Origin of the sequence: Streptomyces cyaneochromogenes, assembly GCF_003963535.1 — a bacterium.
GTDB classification, from domain to species: domain Bacteria; phylum Actinomycetota; class Actinomycetes; order Streptomycetales; family Streptomycetaceae; genus Streptomyces; species Streptomyces shaanxiensis.
Window position 1 is genome coordinate 6,745,479 of record NZ_CP034539.1, and the last position, 15,724, is coordinate 6,761,202.

Sequence of the window (15,724 nt, forward strand, 5' to 3'; positions counted from 1 at the left end):
GAGGCCCGGACGTCAGAGCGCACCGGCCGGGTGGCCGGGCGCGCTGTCGGCAGGTCCTCGGACTGACTCCTGTGCGCGCCGTGTCCCGGGAACCGGGTTCCGGGAGCAGACATGCACAAGTACACCGTTGCGGGACAGTTCCGGATTCGCACCGGATTCCCCTGCGGCGACAGCGAGGACGAGCATACATCTTGTGCTCACCCGCCACGCCACCCCCAGATGTTGTGTCGCGCTGGTTTCAGAGCGTCAACTCATAGGTGAGAAGAGTGATGTCGGAGAGGTGCGGGATCGGATTCCAGTCCCGATCGGGTGTGCGGACGAAGCCCAGACGTTCGTAGATGCGGTGGGCGCTGTGCATGGTGCGCTGGGAGGACAGGACGACGCGTACGCAGCCCTCTGTGGCCCGTGCGCGGTCGATGCAGGCGCGCACAAGGGCCTCGCCCGCTCCGCGTCCCCGCGCCGTGTGATCGACGGCGAGCATCCGGATCTCGGCCTCGCCGGAGCGGGCTATGTCGGCCATGGGGCCGCCGGACGGGACGAAGGTGACGCCGCCCAGGAGCTTGTCGCCGTCGGTGGCCACCAGTACCTCGGCGGCGGCCGCGCGCCTTGCCACGTCCTTCAGTACGCCGAGGTACTCGTCGCTCTCGCCGAAGTCGAGGAGGCCGTCCTGGAGGTAGGCCTGGGCGGTGATCTCGCCGAGTGCCTCGTACTCGGCGGGTCTCGCCCGCCGGATCACGATGTCCATGCGGCCGAGTCTGCCGGACCGGTACGGCGGCGGCCTGGGGTTTTCGCCGAGGGCCGCCGGGTTGCGGGGAGTTCCGGGAGTGCTTTCCATGGAGGTAGGTGTCGGCGCCCGCGGTCCCTCCGTTTCGAGAGCCCTCTCGGAAGGAGACGCACGATGACGAGGGTCGTCCGATGACGAGGGTCGTCCGTCACCCGCCCGGCAAGGAGCGGCCGCGCAACGCGCCGATGGCGACACTGGCTCCGAGGCGGGCGGGCAGCTGGGCCAGGCGGGGGTTCGTGGGTCACTGGCACCGGCTGACGATCCGTCTGGAGGCCCGCCGCGGCACCACCCGTCCGAGGAAATGGCGCCGCTGGATCTCCTACACCAACGTCACCCGGGCCGTCTGGGTGGTGGCCGCGCTCGCCCTGCTCGCCTGGGCGGTGCAGGGCCTGTACATCGTGATCGCGGGCAAGACGACCCGCTTCGAACAATGGCGGCAGGACAGCCAGGGGTTCGAATCCGTCATGCGCTTCGTCGGCCCGGTGCTCGGCGCGTCGATCGCCGCCACGCTCTTTCTGTTCTGGTGGTACCGGTGGACCAAGCGGCGCTATCTCGCCAAGGCGCGGGACGACCCGCACCGGCTGGTGCTCACCGCCGGCCCGGACACCGCCGAGATCGTGGGCCGGGAGGAGATCGCGCAGGTCATCGCCGAACGGCTGCGGGAGCGCGACACACGACGGCCCTATCTGCTGGTCGGCGGCGTCGGCGTGGGCAAGACCGCCGTCCTGGTACGGCTCACCGAACTGCTGGCCGAGCAGAACGCCGTGCCCGTGCCGATCCGGTTGCGGGACGCGACGGGCGACCTGAACTTCGAGCGCATGGCCAGGCAGCGCTTCGCCGAGGAGGCACCCCGGGGCATTCTCGCGCGCAGCAAGACCGACCGGGTCTGGCAGCAACTGCTCGCCGACGACAAGCCGGTCGTCATCGCCGACGGGCTGGAGGAGGCCCTCCTCGGCGACGGCCTGCAGCAGAACCGGGACAACATCATCCGGCGGGCCATCGAGCGCGCGCACGCCGAGAAGCTGCCCCTCGTCATCGCCTCCCGCCCGCACAGCCCGCTGGAGAGCACCTCGGCCGCGATCGTGGAGCTGGAACCGCTCAGCGAGGAAGAGGCCCTGCGCTTCGTCCAGGCGCGCGTCCCGGAGACGGACGAGCGGCGCGTGGACTGGATCGTGGAGACGGCGGAGGTCACCGAGTCACCCGTCTACCTGCAGATAGCCCGCGAACTGCACCGCCACGGAGCCCTGGAGCACGATCGGCCGGACGACGACCCGCAGCACATGAACACCCGCAGCCGTGACCGCGGCACACTGCGGCTCTGGCTGCTGCAGACCTGGGACGAGGCGCTGTGCGAGGGCCGACTGCGCGAGGACGTCACCCTGTCCCGGCAGGAACGCCGCGACACCCTCGAAGTGGTCTCCGCGCTGGCCTGCGTAGGACTGCTCCAGGACCGGCTGGAGGTCGGCTTCGGGGAACTGCTCGACACCGACGTCCATCCCGGTCCGGTGCGGCGCGCGCAGGCCCGGGCCGAGCACCTGTGGACCAGCGGACGCGGCTTCGACCGGTACGGCAGGCGGGGCAACGTCTTCTCCGAGTGGCACCGGCAGCAGATCTGGGACGTGCTCTGCCGCCGGCTCGGCCCGGAGGAGAGGAGGCGGCTGCGCCGGGGCAACGTGGACCAGTGCCGTGCCGCCCTCGCCCGGATCGCGCGCAACGCGGACAGGCTCGGACTGGTGGAGGGCTTCGAACGCAGGGTCCGTTTCCCGCACAGCATCATCCAGGCCTACTTCGGCTACCGCGTCCTGAACGACATGGGCGAGCGGGGCGCCGGCGAACTCGTCGAGCAGGCACTGCAGCCCCCCGGCCCCAGCCGTGAACTCCTCATGGCCCTGGTGCTGTTGTCACGTCGGCGGGCGGCGGTGCTCAGAGCCCCGCGGGACGGTGTCCGGGCCGAGGCGAAGTCGGAGATCGAGGAGTTGCTCCGCCGGTCGCCCGTGGGCGGACACAGCCTCGCCCACCGGCTCTGCACGGCCGCGCGCCGCCGCACCGACGACCCCAAGGCCCTCGATCTCTACACGGCGGCCGTGGAGATCGAGAGCGTGGAGGAGGTCCCCAGGCTGCTCGACGACATCACCGGCGAAGTCCGTAAGAGGTGGACCGGATTCAAGGGGGACCGGCGCACCCTCGACGACGCCAAGCTGAGGCTGCTCAGGCAACTCGGAGCCGCGCTGCGGAGCGTCTCCGCCCGGATCGACACCACTCCGCTCTACGAGGACCTCGTCGAGATCGGCATCGCCGAGCCCTCCTACTCCATACGCCTGGCCGCGGCCCAGGAGTTCGGCACCGGCGGCAACCCGGCGTTCGCCGTGATCCGCGGCCGGGTCGGGCTGAACAGCGATCCCGTGAAGGAGTACAACGACAGGCTCGCCGAACTGAAGGCATGGAAGCGGCAGGAGTACGAGAGGTGGGCCGAGCGCATGTCCCGGGCGAGGGCCGCCGGCGCGCCCTCACGAGCCAGGTCCGAGCGGATCGGCCGACTGCAGCAGGACCGGCGCCGGCTCAACCAGGACTACCGCAGGAAACGGGTCGATCTCTTCCGGGAGTTCGTGATGCGGGCCTGGATGATCCCCATGCTGCTGGGCTCGGTCGACGAGGCGCACCGTGACGAGGTCCGCGAGCGCCTCACCAAGTGGCTGCGCCACCTCGACCCCAACGCCACCGACGGCGCCCCCGACCTGCCGCTCGCCCTGGAGGCCGCGCTCGCCCAGGGCTTCAAGTACGCGGCCAACCGTCGCAAACGGCACCCGGACGCCTACCCGGCCGGCCGCGCCGACCTGATCCGGCAGGCGGAGACCGTGCTGCAGCAGTCCCGGTGCTGGTACGCGCAGGTCATCCTGCTCCAGGCGCTGTGCCTGTGGGAGCTCCCGGACACCGTGGGCGCCCACGAGAGGGGCGTGCACGCGAGGTCCGGCAAGGACGGCGGCGACGGCGCGCGTGAGCCGTCCCGGGCGATGGGCGGGACGACCGCCATACAGACCGTGCAGCGGTGGCTGTCGATGGCCGGCACGGTGAACCGGGCGCCCGGTCCTTCCGGGGGGAACGGCGACGCGCCCCGGCGGCTCCTGCATCCGTTCGTCGCCGAGGCGGGAGACCTGGTGGCCCTCGCGCTGGAGACCGGGCAGCCCGAGCGGTTCCTCTGGATCGACGAGAAGGGCGTCGCCGACAACATCGGCGCGCGCACCGGCAACTCCGAGGCGTACCGCAAGCACAACCTGTGGATTCCGCCCTCGGTCGGCTGGAGCACCCTCGACGCGCGCGCCCAGCGCCTGGTCGCCGACGTGCTGGTGATGCTGAACCTCATCGACCGGGACGGGCATCCGGACGAGGTCGAGGAGCGGATGGCCCGCGTGGAGCAGCCGGGAATGCCGCTCCCGCCGTGCATCCGCAGCGACCGCGGCCCACTGCGGCCCGGTCTGCGCGCCGGCATCTCGGACCCGCCCACACCGGGCTCGACCTGTCTGCCCGACTGCAAGTTCCAGCTCTGCCCCTACCCGCCCCGGGGCTGTGTGCCCAGGGGCGAGATCCGGGAGCCGTTCTGCCGCCAGCAGCAGGCCCTGCTGCCGGGACGCGTGCGGCGCCACCTGCCCCGGGGCCTGCGCCGGAAGACACCGCACTGGGTCAGCATGCGAGTGACGGAACTCGACGGGTTCTGGCAGCAGATGGCCGGGCGTACGCGCAGCTAGTGCCGCGGTACGCCCGGCCTCCGAGCAGGTGAACTAGTGCTTCGCCACCGGAAGTTCCACCCGGACCCCGGGGTCGCCCGCGTCCGCCGTGTAGTCCTCCGGCCTCGTCTCGTCGATGCCCTCCGGGGCCTTCACGGCCTTCAGGACGAAGGTCAGGACCACGGTGACCACCACGTTCAGCACGAACGCCGTCAGGCCGATGTAGCCGATCTCGCCGATGCCCGGGATCTCCTTCGCCGAGCCGCCGAAGTGCTTCTGCGTCGGGGAGGCGACGCCGTACGCGGCGATCGTGCCGTACAGCATGCCGACCGCCCAGCCGGCCAGCAGGGCCCAGCGGTGGAACCAGCGCGTGAACAGGCCGCCGACCAGGGCCGGGAAGGTCTGCAGGATCCAGATGCCGCCGAGGAGCTGGAAGTTGATCGCGACCGTCTTGTCCATGGTCAGGACGAAGACCAGCGCGCCCACCTTCACCAGCAGGGACACGAGCTTGGAGACCTTGGTCTCCTGCGCGGGTGTAGCGTGCGGCTTGATGAAGTCCTTGTAGATGTTGCGGGTGAAGAGGTTCGCGGCCGCGATGGACATGATGGCGGCCGGGACGAGGGCTCCGATGCCGATCGCCGCGAAGGCGACGCCCGCGAACCAGGACGGGAACATGTTCTCGAACAGCTGCGGGATCGCCAGCTGGCCGTTCTGCACCTTGATGCCGGCCGCGATCGCCATGAAGCCCAGCAGGGCCAGCAGGCCGAGCATCAGGGAGTACAGCGGCAGGATCGTGGTGTTGCGGCGGATCACCTCACGGCTCTTCGAGGAGAGCGTCGCGGTGATCGAGTGCGGGTACATGAAGAGCGCGAGCGCGGAGCCCAGCGCCAGCGTGGCGTACGTCCACTGCCCCGCCTCGGCCGGTACCAGCGCACCGCGCGGCGCGCCCGTGGCCGGGTTGGTCTGGCTGTACGCCTCGCCCGCCTTGGCGAAGATCTCGTCGAAGCCGCCGAGCTTGATCGGGATGTAGATGATCGCCACCGCGATGACGATGTAGATCAGGGTGTCCTTCACGAACGCGATCAGCGCGGGAGCGCGCAGGCCCGAGGAGTACGTGTACGCCGCCAGCACACCGAAGGCGATGAGCAGCGGCAGGTCCTTGATGAACCAGTTCGTGTTCTCGCCGCCGCCGACGCCCATCACGTCCAGCACGGCCTGGATGCCGACGAGCTGGAGCGCGATGTACGGCATCGTCGCCAGGATGCCGGTGAGGGCCACGGCCAGCGACAGACCCTTGGAGCCCCAGCGGCCTCGCACGAAGTCCGACGTCGTCACATAGCCGTGCTTGTGCGACACCGACCAAAGGCGCGGCAGGAACGTGAAGATCAGGGGGTAGACGAGGATCGTGTAGGGCACCGCGAAGAAGCCCGCCGCGCCGGCCGCGTAGATCGCCGCCGGGACCGCCACGAAGGTGTACGCCGTGTACAGGTCGCCGCCGAGCAGGAACCAGGTGACCCAGGTGCCGAACGACCGGCCGCCCAGGCCCCATTCGTCGAGGCTGTGCTCGTTCTCGGCCTTGCGCCAGCGCGCGGCCAGGAAGCCCATGACCGTGACGGCCAGGAAGAAGAAGATGAAGACGCCGAGTGCGACGCCGTTCACGCCGTCGTTCATTGCGCCGCACCGCCCTTCTGAGCGGCGCGGGCGCGCTGGTCACGCTGCCACAGCTTGTACGCGACCATCGTCAGCAGCGTGGAGAGCAGGACCCACAGCATCTGGTACCAGTAGAAGAACGGGATGCCGGCGACCGCCGGATCGGTCTTGGCGTACGAACCGACCCACAGCATCGCCACGAAGGGCGCGACGAGACAGAGCGCGATGACGACGCGCACCGGCGTCACCACCTGCCCTCTGTTCACTTCTGGCGCATCTGACATCTGACGGCTCCGTCCCCTCGCTGATCACCTGAGAAACGCGCAGGCAATGTAGGTGACGGTGCATCGACAGCGGAAGCCCTTGTCCGCATATCGGATGTGGAGGATTGGTGTGTGCGGCAACGGTGTGCGGGCGCGCGGCTCAGCAGCAGCGGAACCCCTGGCGCGGATCCGCCTCCTGACGGTCCGTCCGCATCCGCTCGAAGTCGCGCCGGGAGGGCACCTCGGCGTCCGGATGCCCATGCCGTACGTGGGCGACATAGCGGTCGTATGCCGACTCGTCGGTCAGCTCGCGCACGTACCAGCGCACGCTACGGAGCACTTGCCGGAGACTCACTGCTCGCCGAAGCGACCGCAAGGCGTTCCTCCTCCTTCTCCTCCTTGGTCGGGAACAGCCCGGCCGGGGCGATGATCTTCGACTCGACGTACGGTGCCTCGCTGAGCGTGGACAGGGCCGGGCGGCGGACGTGCCGGACGCAGACGCGGGTGGCGTCGGCGATCACGACGACGATCAGGAGCGCGAGGACCGCCGTGAGGACGCCGTCCACCGTGGAGTTGGTGACCACGGTGTGCATGTCGTCCATGCTCTTGGCGGGCGGCAGGACCTCGCCGCGGTCGATGGCGTCCTGGAAGACCTGACGCTGCTTGAAGAAGCCGACCTTCGGGTCGCTGGAGAACACCTTCTGGTAGCTCGCGGTGAGTGTCACCGTGGCGTCCCACACGAGCGGAACCCCGGTGATCCAGGCCCACTTGAGGCGCCCCGACTTCACCAGCAGGGTGGTGCAGACGGCGAGGGCGACGGCAGCGAGCAGCTGGTTCGAGATGCCGAAGATCGGGAACAGCTGGTTGATGCCGCCGAGGGGCTCGTGGACGCCGACCCACAGGAAGTACCCCCACAGGCCGCACACGATCGCGCTGGTGATGACCAGGCCTGGCTTCCAGCTGACGTTCTTGAAGGGCCGGTGGACGTTGCCCAGCATGTCCTGGAGCATGAACCGGCCCACGCGCGTGCCGGCGTCCAGCGCGGTCAGGATGAACAGCGCCTCGAACATGATCGCGAAGTGGTACCAGAAGGCGCGCAGGCCGTCCCCGGTGACCTGCGAGAAGATCTCCGAGACACCGATGGCGAGGGTGGGCGCACCGCCGGTCCGGGAGAGCAGGGACGCCTCCTCGACGTTCTCCGCGGCGCGGGCGAGCGCCTCGGGGGAGATCTGGTAGCCCCAACTCCCCACCACCTGCGAGGCGTTCTGCACCGTGTCCCCGATGACCCCGGCCGGCGCGTTCATCGCGAAGTACAGGCCCGGGTCGATGATGCTCGCCGCCACCAGCGCCATCACGGCGACCGACGACTCCATCAGCATGGAGCCGTAGCCGATCATCCGGACCTGCGTCTCCTTCTGGATCATCTTCGGCGTCGTACCGGACGAGATCAGCGCGTGGAAGCCGGACAGGGCGCCGCAGGCGATGGTGATGAAGACGAAGGGGAACAGGGACCCCGCGAAGACCGGGCCGTCGCCGCGCGAGGCGAAGTCCGTCACGGCGTCCATCTTCAGCGTCGGCAATGCGACGACCACGCCGAGGGCGAGCAGGAAGATCGTGCCGATCTTCATGAAGGTCGAGAGGTAGTCGCGCGGCGCCAGCAGCATCCACACCGGCAGGATCGAGGCGATGAAGCCGTACGCCACCATCCACACGACCAGCGTCGAGGGCGCGAGGGTGAAGGTGTCGGCCCATGACGACTCGGCGACCCAGCGGCCCGCGACCAGGGCGAGCAGCAGCAGCGCCACGCCGATCAGCGAGACCTCGGCGACCCGGCCGGGGCGCAGCACCCGCAGGTAGAAGCCCATCAGCAGGGCGATCGGGATCGTCATCGCGATGGAGAAGGTGCCCCAGGGGGACTGCGCGAGGGCGTTGACGATCACCAGGGCCAGCACGCCGAGGAGGATGATCATGATGACGAAGGTGGCGACCAGCGCGGCCGCGCCGCCGAACGGGCCGATCTCCTCGCGCGCCATCTGGCCGAGCGAGCGTCCGTCGCGGCGGGTGGAGAAGAACAGCACCACCATGTCCTGGACCGCGCCCGCGAAGACGACGCCGGCGATGATCCAGATCGTGCCGGGCAGATAGCCCATCTGCGCGGCGAGTACGGGCCCCACCAGCGGGCCGGCGCCGGCTATCGCCGCGAAGTGGTGGCCGAGCAGAACGCGGCGGTCGGTGGGGTGGAAGTCGATGCCGTTGTTCAGGCGTTCGGCCGGGGTGGCCCTGGTCCTGTCGACCTTCAGGACCTTGTACGCGATGAACTTGGCGTAGAAGCGGTAGGCGATCGCGTACGTGCCGAGGGCGGCCGCGACCATCCAGGCGGCGGAGACCTCCTCACCGCGGGACAGTGCGAGCACGGTCCAGCCGGCGGCACCGATCAGCGCGACCAGGGTCCAGATGACGATGGTTCGGGGATTGGCGGTACGCACCGGGTGGTCCTCCCGTCCATGCGGCGACGGGAGGAACGTAGAGCAGGTTGGGGACAGGCGCTACACCGCGTGCGGGAGTCGTTGTCCCTTCACCTTCCCGAACTGGCTCAATCCTGCGGCCTCTTCAACCTCGCGACGAACTTGTACCGGTCCCCCCGGTACACCGACCGCACCCACTCCACCGGCTGTCCCTCGCGGTCCAGCGAGTGCCGGGAGAGCATCAGCATCGGCAGGCCCACGTCGGTGCCGAGCAGGCCGGCCTCGCGCGGGGTGGCCAGGGAGGTCTCGATGGTCTCCTCGGCCTCGGCGAGATGGACGTCGTAGACCTCTGCGAGCGCGGTGTAGAGGGACGTGTACTTGACGAGGGACCTGCGCAGGGCCGGGAAGCGCTTCGCGCTCAGGTGCGTCGTCTCGATGGCCATCGGCTCGCCGTTCGCCATGCGCAGCCGCTCGATGCGCAGCACCCGGCCGCCTGCCGTGATGTCGAGCAGGTCGGCGAGGCGGTCGTCGGCGGTGATGTAGCCGATGTCCAGCAGCTGCGAGGTCGGTTCCAGGCCCTGGGCGCGCATGTCCTCGGTGTACGAGGTGAGTTGGAGGGCCTGCGAGACCTTCGGCTTGGCGACGAACGTGCCCTTGCCCTGGATGCGCTCCAGGCGCCCCTCGACGACGAGTTCCTGAAGGGCCTGGCGGACGGTCGTGCGGGAGGTGTCGAACTCGGCGGCCAGTGTGCGCTCGGGCGGGACGGGGGTGCCCGGGGCCTGGGTCTCCGTCATGTCGAGGAGGTGCTTCTTCAGGCGGTAGTACTTGGGCACGCGGGCGGTACGGACAGTGGTGCCGTTCTCGTTCTCCGCACTGCTGACGTCGGTGCTCATGCTCCGCCTTCCCGGCTCCGGCTGCGGCTCACATCGTGGCACGGCAGCGTACGGCATGTCCCCGTACGCTCCGTGATCTCTTCTGTATACCCTCGGCGGCCCGTTTGGTCTAGTCCACAAGGATCAGTGGTCTACCGGAGCCGTGATGTCCGGGGCTGTGTTTTCGAGGGTTTCTTACTTAAAGGTTCCTGCATATGTAGGTCGCATAACGGCTGGTCGGAGCCTATTCGAGCACCCTTGACACGCTTTCTGGTCTGGTCCAAGCTCCCCGTACTGGTCTACACCATTGGTCCAGGTCCCGGCCCAACGCTCGTGCGGGGAGGCAGGGGGGTTTGTGGCATCCCTGAGGAGGGTGGCGTGAAGCGCAAGCTGATATCCGCGATCGGTGTCGCGGGCATGATGATCTCCCTGGCGGCGTGCGGGGGCGACAACGGCGACGGCGGCGACAAGACCGGGGCCGACGGCTACGCGGGCGAGACGCTCACGGTGTGGGTGATGGACGGTTCCTCCCCGGATCAGTGGCAGAAGGACGTCGCCGCGGCCTTCGAGAAGAAGACCAAGGCCAAGGTCAAGTTCGAGATCCAGCAGTGGAACGGCATCCAGCAGAAGCTGACCACCGCCCTGTCCGAGGAGAACCCGCCGGACGTCTTCGAGATCGGCAACACCCAGACCCCGGCCTACGCCAAGACCGGCGGCCTCGCCGACCTCGCCGACCTCAAGACCGAGATCGGCGCCGACTGGACCGAGTCCCTCAACGAGTCCTCGATCTACGACGGCAAGCAGTACGCCGCCCCGTGGTACTTCGCCAACCGCGTCGTCCTCTACAACAAGAAGATCTGGGCCGAGGCGGGCATCAAGGACACCCCCAAGACCCGCGACGAGTTCTACGCCGACCTGAAGACGATCGGCGAGAAGACCGACGCCGAGCCGATCTACCTGCCCGGCCAGAACTGGTACCACTTCGTCGGCCTGACCATCGGTGAGGGCGCCGAGCTGGTGAAGAAGGACGGCGACAAGTACGTCTCCAACCTCGCCGACCCCAAGGTCGCCGCCGCCATGGAGACGTACAAGAAGTTCCAGGCGCTGTCCAAGGCGCCCAAGGACAAGGACGAGGCCACCCCGCAGCAGGGCGAGGTCTTCGGCAAGGGCAACGTCGGCGCCTTCATCGGCATGGGTTGGGAAGCCGGCATCGCGATCGAGGCCAACAAGAAGATCGAGAAGGAGATCGGCTACTTCACCATCCCGGGTGCCACGGCCGACAAGCCCGAGGGCGTCTTCCTCGGCGGCTCCAACCTCGCGGTCGCCGCGGGCAGCAAGAAGCAGGAGCTGGCCAAGGAGTTCCTGCGGATCGCCCTGAACGACACGTACGAGGGCGAGCTGGCCAAGCTCAACGGCGTCATCCCCAACAAGGAGTCGCTGCAGACCAACCTCAAGGGCAACGTCGTCGCCGAGGCCGCCGCGCCGGCCGCCGCGGGCGGTGGCACCACGCCGCTGATCCCGGAGTGGGCGGCCGTGGAGAACGCGCCCAACCCGATCAAGACGTACATGACCGCCGTGCTGAACGGAAAGTCGCCGGCCGACGCGGCCAAGCAGGTCGAGGACGAGTTCAACAAGCGTCTGGCCCAGCAGCAGTAACGGCACCGGGTGCGCGCCGGGGCGGGGGTTGCGCGTGCCGCCCCCCGCCCCGGCGACCGTACGCGGGTCCACGTACGCAGGTCGAGAAGAGAGATCGCGAGCATGACCGTGCAGACCGAACGGCCGCCCTCCGGCCCGGTGGACGCAGTCGACAAAGCCGAGAGCGGATCCGCCGGACCGCGGCCCCGAGCCGCCGCCCGGGCCGGCGCGCTCACCCCGTACCTCCTGCTGCTGCCGGCCTGCGCGGCCACGGTGCTGCTGCTCGGCTGGCCGCTGGTGAAGGACATCCTGCTGTCGTTCCAGAACCTCAACATGGCGCAGCTGATCCAGCACGTCACCGAGTGGAACGGCATCGACAACTACAAGGAGGTCCTCACCGGCGAGGACTTCTGGCGCGTCACCCTGCGCTCGATCCTGTTCACGGCGGTCAACGTCGCCCTGACCATGGTCCTGGGCGCGCTGGTCGGCCTGCTGCTCGCCCGCCTCGGCCGGCGGATGCGGGTCATGCTGCTGGTCGGGCTCGTGCTGGCCTGGGCGATGCCCGTGGTCGCCGCCACCACCGTCTACCAGTGGCTGTTCGCCCAGCGCTTCGGTGTCGTCAACTGGGTCCTGGACAAGCTGGGTTGGCACTCCATGGCCGACTACAGCTGGACCAGCAGCCAGATGTCGACGTTCTTCGTGGTCACGGTGCTGATCGTCTGGCAGTCGATCCCGTTCGTCGCGATCAACCTCTACGCGGCGACGACCACGATCCCCGGCGAGCTGTACGAGGCCGCGGCGCTGGACGGCGCGGGCGCCTGGAAGTCCTTCACCACGGTGACGCTGCCCTTCCTGCGCCCCTTCCTCTACGCCACGACCTTCCTGGAGATCATCTGGATCTTCAAGGCGTTCGTGCAGGTCTTCACCATCAACGGCGGCGGCCCCGACCGGCTCACCGAGATCCTGCCCGTCTACGCCTACATCGAGGGCGTCGGCAACCAGCACTACGGCATGGGCGCCGCGATCGCCGTCCTGACCATCCTGATCCTGCTCGGCCTGACCGCCTACTACCTCAGGATCGTGCTCAAGCAAGAGGAAGAGGAGGTCTAGCGGTGAAGCGCTCGCTCTTCGGCCGCCTGTGGCCCAACGTCACGGCCGTCGTCCTGTTCATCGGCTTCGTCTTCCCCGTGTACTGGATGTTCGCCACGGCGTTCAAGCCGACCGGCGACATCATCTCCGAGGACCCGGTCTGGTTCCCGACCGACGTCACCTTCGAGCACTTCAAGCGGGCGACCGGCGTCGACCACTTCTGGACGTACGTGTCCAACTCGCTGATCGTCACGCTCTGCGCGGTCACCCTCGCCCTGGTCGTCGCGCTGGCCGGCTCCTTCGCCCTCGCGCGTATGCGGTTCAAGGGGCGGCGCGGGTTCGTCATCGGCTTCATGATGGCCCAGATGGCACCCTGGGAGGTCATGATCATCGCGATGTACATGATCGTGCGGGACGCCTCGATGCTGAACAGCCTCGTGCCGCTGACGGTCTTCTACATGATGATGATCCTGCCCTTCACCATCCTGACCCTGCGCGGCTTCGTCGCCGCGGTGCCCCGGGACCTGGAGGAGGCCGCGATGGTCGACGGCTGCACCCGCGCCCAGGCCTTCCGCAAGGTCATCCTGCCGCTGCTCGCACCGGGCCTGATGTCGACGTCCCTGTTCGGCTTCATCACCGCATGGAATGAATTCCCGCTGGTCCTGGTGCTGAACAAGGAGGCGGAGGCGCAGACCCTGCCACTGTGGCTGTCCAGCTTCCAGACCGCCTTCGGCAACGACTGGGGCGCGACGATGGCGGCGTCCTCCCTCTTCGCCATCCCGATCCTGATCCTCTTCGTCTTCCTGCAGCGCAGGGCTGTCAGCGGCCTTACGGCCGGCGCCGTGAAGGGATAACGCCACCCGATGACGACATTCGCCAGCGGCACCGACACTCTGACGCGCGATGCCCTGACCGTTCTGCAGCCCGGCTTCACCGGCACCAGCGCCCCCGACTGGCTGCTGCGCCGCCTCGGTGAGGGCCTCGCCTCCGTCGGCCTGTTCGGCCGCAACATCGCCTCTCCCGAGCAACTGGCCGCGCTGACCGCCCAGTTGCGCGCCGAGCGCGACGACGTGCTGGTCGCGATCGACGAGGAGGGGGGTGATGTGACGCGGCTGGAGGTGCGCACCGGCTCCAGCTTTCCCGGCAACCACGCCCTCGGCGCGGTGGACGACGTGGAGCTGACCCGGGAGGTGGCCGCCGAACTCGGGCGCCGCCTGGCCGCCTGCGGGGTGAACCTCAACTGGGCCCCCTCGGCCGACGTGAACTCCAATGCCTCCAACCCGGTGATCGGCGTACGGTCCTTCGGCGCCGACCCCGCCCTCGTCGCCCGCCACACCGCGGCCTACGTCACCGGACTCCAGTCGGCGGGCGTGGCCGCCTGCACCAAGCACTTCCCGGGCCACGGCGACACCGCGGTCGACTCGCACCACGCCATGCCCCGCATCGACGCGGACGCCTCGGTCCTGGCCGACCGTGAACTCTCCCCGTTCCGCGCGGCGATCGCCGCCGGCACCAGGGCGATGATGAGCGCGCACATCCTCGTCCCCGCCCTGGACCCCGACCACCCGGCGACCCTCTCCCGCCCGGTCCTGACCGACCTGCTGCGCGGCGACCTCGGCTACACCGGCCTGATCGTCACCGACGGCATGGAGATGCAGGCCATCGCCGCCACCTACGGCATCGAACGCGGCAGCGTCCTCGCCATCGCGGCCGGCGCCGACGCCATCTGCGTCGGCGGCGGGCTGGCGGACGACGAGACGGTACGGCGTCTGCGGGACGCCCTGGTCACGGCGGTCCGCTCCGGCGAACTCCCCGAGGCGAGGCTGGCGGAGGCGGCGGAACGGGTCCGCGAACTGGCCCGCTGGACGGCGACCGTACCCAGAGCCGAGGGCGACTCACGACCCGACGTCGGTCTCGTCGCCGCCCGCCGCGCCCTGCGGCTGACCGGCGCGGGGGAAGCTGCGGCCACGGAGCCCTTCACCCCCCTCACCGAACCGCCGTACGTCGCCGCCTTCACCCCGGTCGCGAACATCGCGGTCGGCGACGAGACCCCCTGGGGCGTCGCCGCCGAACTGGCCCACCTGCTCCCGGGCACCGAGACGGGCAGTTTCGCGGGGGAGGAGGCGGGGCGCGAGGCCCTGGCCGCGGCGGCCGGCCGGCGGGTTGTGGCCGTCGTCCGCGACGAACACCGCCACCCCTGGATGGCGGCGGCTGTCGACACCCTGCTGCGGTCCCGCCCGGACACGATCGTGGTCGAGATGGGCGTCCCGCAGGCGAATCCCCGGGGCGCGCTGCACATCGCCACGTTCGGCGCGGCCCGCGTCTGCGGGCGGGCGGCGGCGGAGGCCATCGCCGGAGCGTGAGACCGCCCTCGCGTCACTCGACGTAGGCCGGTTGCAGCCCTGCCTCCAAATGTAGTACTTCTTATACATGAGCGAGCAGGTGCACAACAGGTTGGCGATGGTGCGTGCCGAACGGAAGGTGTCGCGCCAGAGCCTGGCCGAGGCAGTGGGAGCCCACTACCAGACCATCGGCTACATCGAGCGGGGGCAGTACAACCCGAGCCTCGACCTGGCGTTGAAGATCGCGAAGTTCTTCGATCTGCCGGTCGAGGCGCTGTTCTCCCTCGAACCGTTCCGGCCGCTCACGGACGAGGTCTACGGGAGGAAACAGCCATGACGGCGACGCGGATGACGAACTACGACCGGACCATGCTGCGGGTGATGAACGACCCCCGAGGGCGGCGGCTGCGGGCCACGGCCGCACGGCGGCGGTCGACCGTCGCCGCGCATGTCGCGCTCACGGCGGCCATCGTCGCGCTGCTCACCCACTTCTGCCTCTCGCGTGCGGAGTCGACGTGGGCCGCCGTCGCCGTGGTCGTCCTCCTGCTGCCCTGGATGGTGGCGCAGGGGCTGATCAACGGCGCCACCCGAGGCTTGCTCGAACTGCGCGAACGTGCCCTGGACGAGCGGCAGTTGGCCGAACGCAGCCAGGTGCTCGCCCGCGCCCACCGCGCGACGACCGTTCTGCTGGCCGTGGCGGTGCTCGGCCTTTTCGCGTCAGGCATGGCCGACGGTGACGCCCTGCGCACCTACGCGCCGCCCGCCCTCGCCGCCGGCCTGGTGGTCCACTTCCTGATGCCGGTGTGGGTGGCCGGCCTGACCGCCAGGGACGAGCCGGCCGAGGACGAGCCGGCCACTCTTCCCTAGTGCCTTCTCCGGCACGCCCCGTCGTCGGCCGGGTG

The 15,724-nt window shown here is 69.4% G+C and carries 13 protein-coding genes and 1 riboswitch; of the genes, 7 read left to right on the plus strand and 6 right to left on the minus strand.

Going from position 1 to position 15,724, the window contains the following annotated elements; all coding sequences use genetic code 11:
• Positions 1-31 precede the first annotated feature (31 nt).
• A riboswitch (cobalamin riboswitch) is annotated at positions 32-186 on the minus strand.
• Between the two features lie 52 nt (positions 187-238).
• Positions 239-745 carry a GNAT family N-acetyltransferase gene (locus EJ357_RS30840; protein WP_126394966.1) on the minus strand — a complete coding sequence of 169 codons (507 nt, stop codon included), beginning with the start codon at positions 743-745 and terminating at the stop codon, positions 239-241.
• A 170-nt stretch (positions 746-915) separates the two neighbouring features.
• Between EJ357_RS30840 and EJ357_RS30845 the strand changes: the two genes are divergently transcribed.
• A complete protein-coding gene (locus EJ357_RS30845; RefSeq protein WP_126394967.1) occupies positions 916-4,527 on the plus strand; it encodes an NACHT domain-containing protein in 3,612 nt (1,203 codons plus the stop codon).
• Positions 4,528-4,560: 33 nt separating this feature from the next.
• On the opposite strand, the gene mctP is transcribed toward EJ357_RS30845, so the two are convergent.
• The 5 genes from mctP to EJ357_RS30870 form a co-directional block, all read right to left on the minus strand.
• Positions 4,561-6,177 carry a monocarboxylate uptake permease MctP gene (gene mctP / locus EJ357_RS30850; protein WP_126394968.1) on the minus strand — a complete coding sequence of 539 codons (1,617 nt, stop codon included), beginning with the start codon at positions 6,175-6,177 and terminating at the stop codon, positions 4,561-4,563.
• Positions 6,174-6,440, minus strand: a complete 267-nt coding sequence (locus EJ357_RS30855; RefSeq protein WP_126394969.1) for a DUF3311 domain-containing protein — start codon at positions 6,438-6,440, stop codon at positions 6,174-6,176. The genes mctP and EJ357_RS30855 overlap by 4 nt, the downstream gene beginning before the upstream one ends.
• A gap of 139 nt (positions 6,441-6,579) precedes the next feature.
• Positions 6,580-6,759, minus strand: coding sequence for a YbdD/YjiX family protein (locus EJ357_RS30860; protein WP_345016156.1), 180 nt, complete (start codon positions 6,757-6,759; stop codon positions 6,580-6,582).
• Positions 6,749-8,905: a carbon starvation CstA family protein gene (locus EJ357_RS30865; protein WP_126394971.1), complete on the minus strand. Its 2,157-nt coding sequence runs from the start codon at positions 8,903-8,905 to the stop codon at positions 6,749-6,751. Before EJ357_RS30865 ends, EJ357_RS30860 begins: the two co-directional genes overlap by 11 nt.
• Before the next feature lie 107 nt (positions 8,906-9,012).
• A complete protein-coding gene (locus EJ357_RS30870) occupies positions 9,013-9,777 on the minus strand; it encodes a GntR family transcriptional regulator (protein WP_126394972.1) in 765 nt (254 codons plus the stop codon).
• A gap of 357 nt (positions 9,778-10,134) precedes the next feature.
• Between EJ357_RS30870 and EJ357_RS30875 the strand changes: the two genes are divergently transcribed.
• The 6 genes from EJ357_RS30875 (at position 10,135) to EJ357_RS30900 (ending at position 15,689) form a co-directional block, all read left to right on the plus strand.
• Positions 10,135-11,412, plus strand: a complete 1,278-nt coding sequence (locus tag EJ357_RS30875; RefSeq protein ID WP_126394973.1) for an extracellular solute-binding protein — start codon at positions 10,135-10,137, stop codon at positions 11,410-11,412.
• A gap of 102 nt (positions 11,413-11,514) precedes the next feature.
• The gene (locus EJ357_RS30880) at positions 11,515-12,501 is read left to right on the plus strand and encodes a carbohydrate ABC transporter permease (RefSeq protein WP_126394974.1); all 987 of its coding nucleotides are present in this window, start codon (positions 11,515-11,517) and stop codon (positions 12,499-12,501) included.
• Positions 12,502-12,503: 2 nt separating this feature from the next.
• The gene (locus tag EJ357_RS30885; protein WP_126394975.1) at positions 12,504-13,334 is read left to right on the plus strand and encodes a carbohydrate ABC transporter permease; all 831 of its coding nucleotides are present in this window, start codon (positions 12,504-12,506) and stop codon (positions 13,332-13,334) included.
• A 9-nt stretch (positions 13,335-13,343) separates the two neighbouring features.
• Entirely contained in the window at positions 13,344-14,843 is a 1,500-nt protein-coding gene (locus tag EJ357_RS30890; protein WP_126394976.1) for a glycoside hydrolase family 3 protein, read from the plus strand.
• 67 nt (positions 14,844-14,910) lie between these two features.
• Positions 14,911-15,159 (plus strand): helix-turn-helix transcriptional regulator, encoded by a 249-nt coding sequence (locus EJ357_RS30895; protein ID WP_030949243.1) that lies wholly within the window; start codon positions 14,911-14,913, stop codon positions 15,157-15,159.
• Entirely contained in the window at positions 15,156-15,689 is a 534-nt protein-coding gene (locus EJ357_RS30900; RefSeq protein WP_126394977.1) for a hypothetical protein, read from the plus strand. The genes EJ357_RS30895 and EJ357_RS30900 overlap by 4 nt, the downstream gene beginning before the upstream one ends.
• The last annotated feature ends 35 nt before the right edge of the window (positions 15,690-15,724 follow it).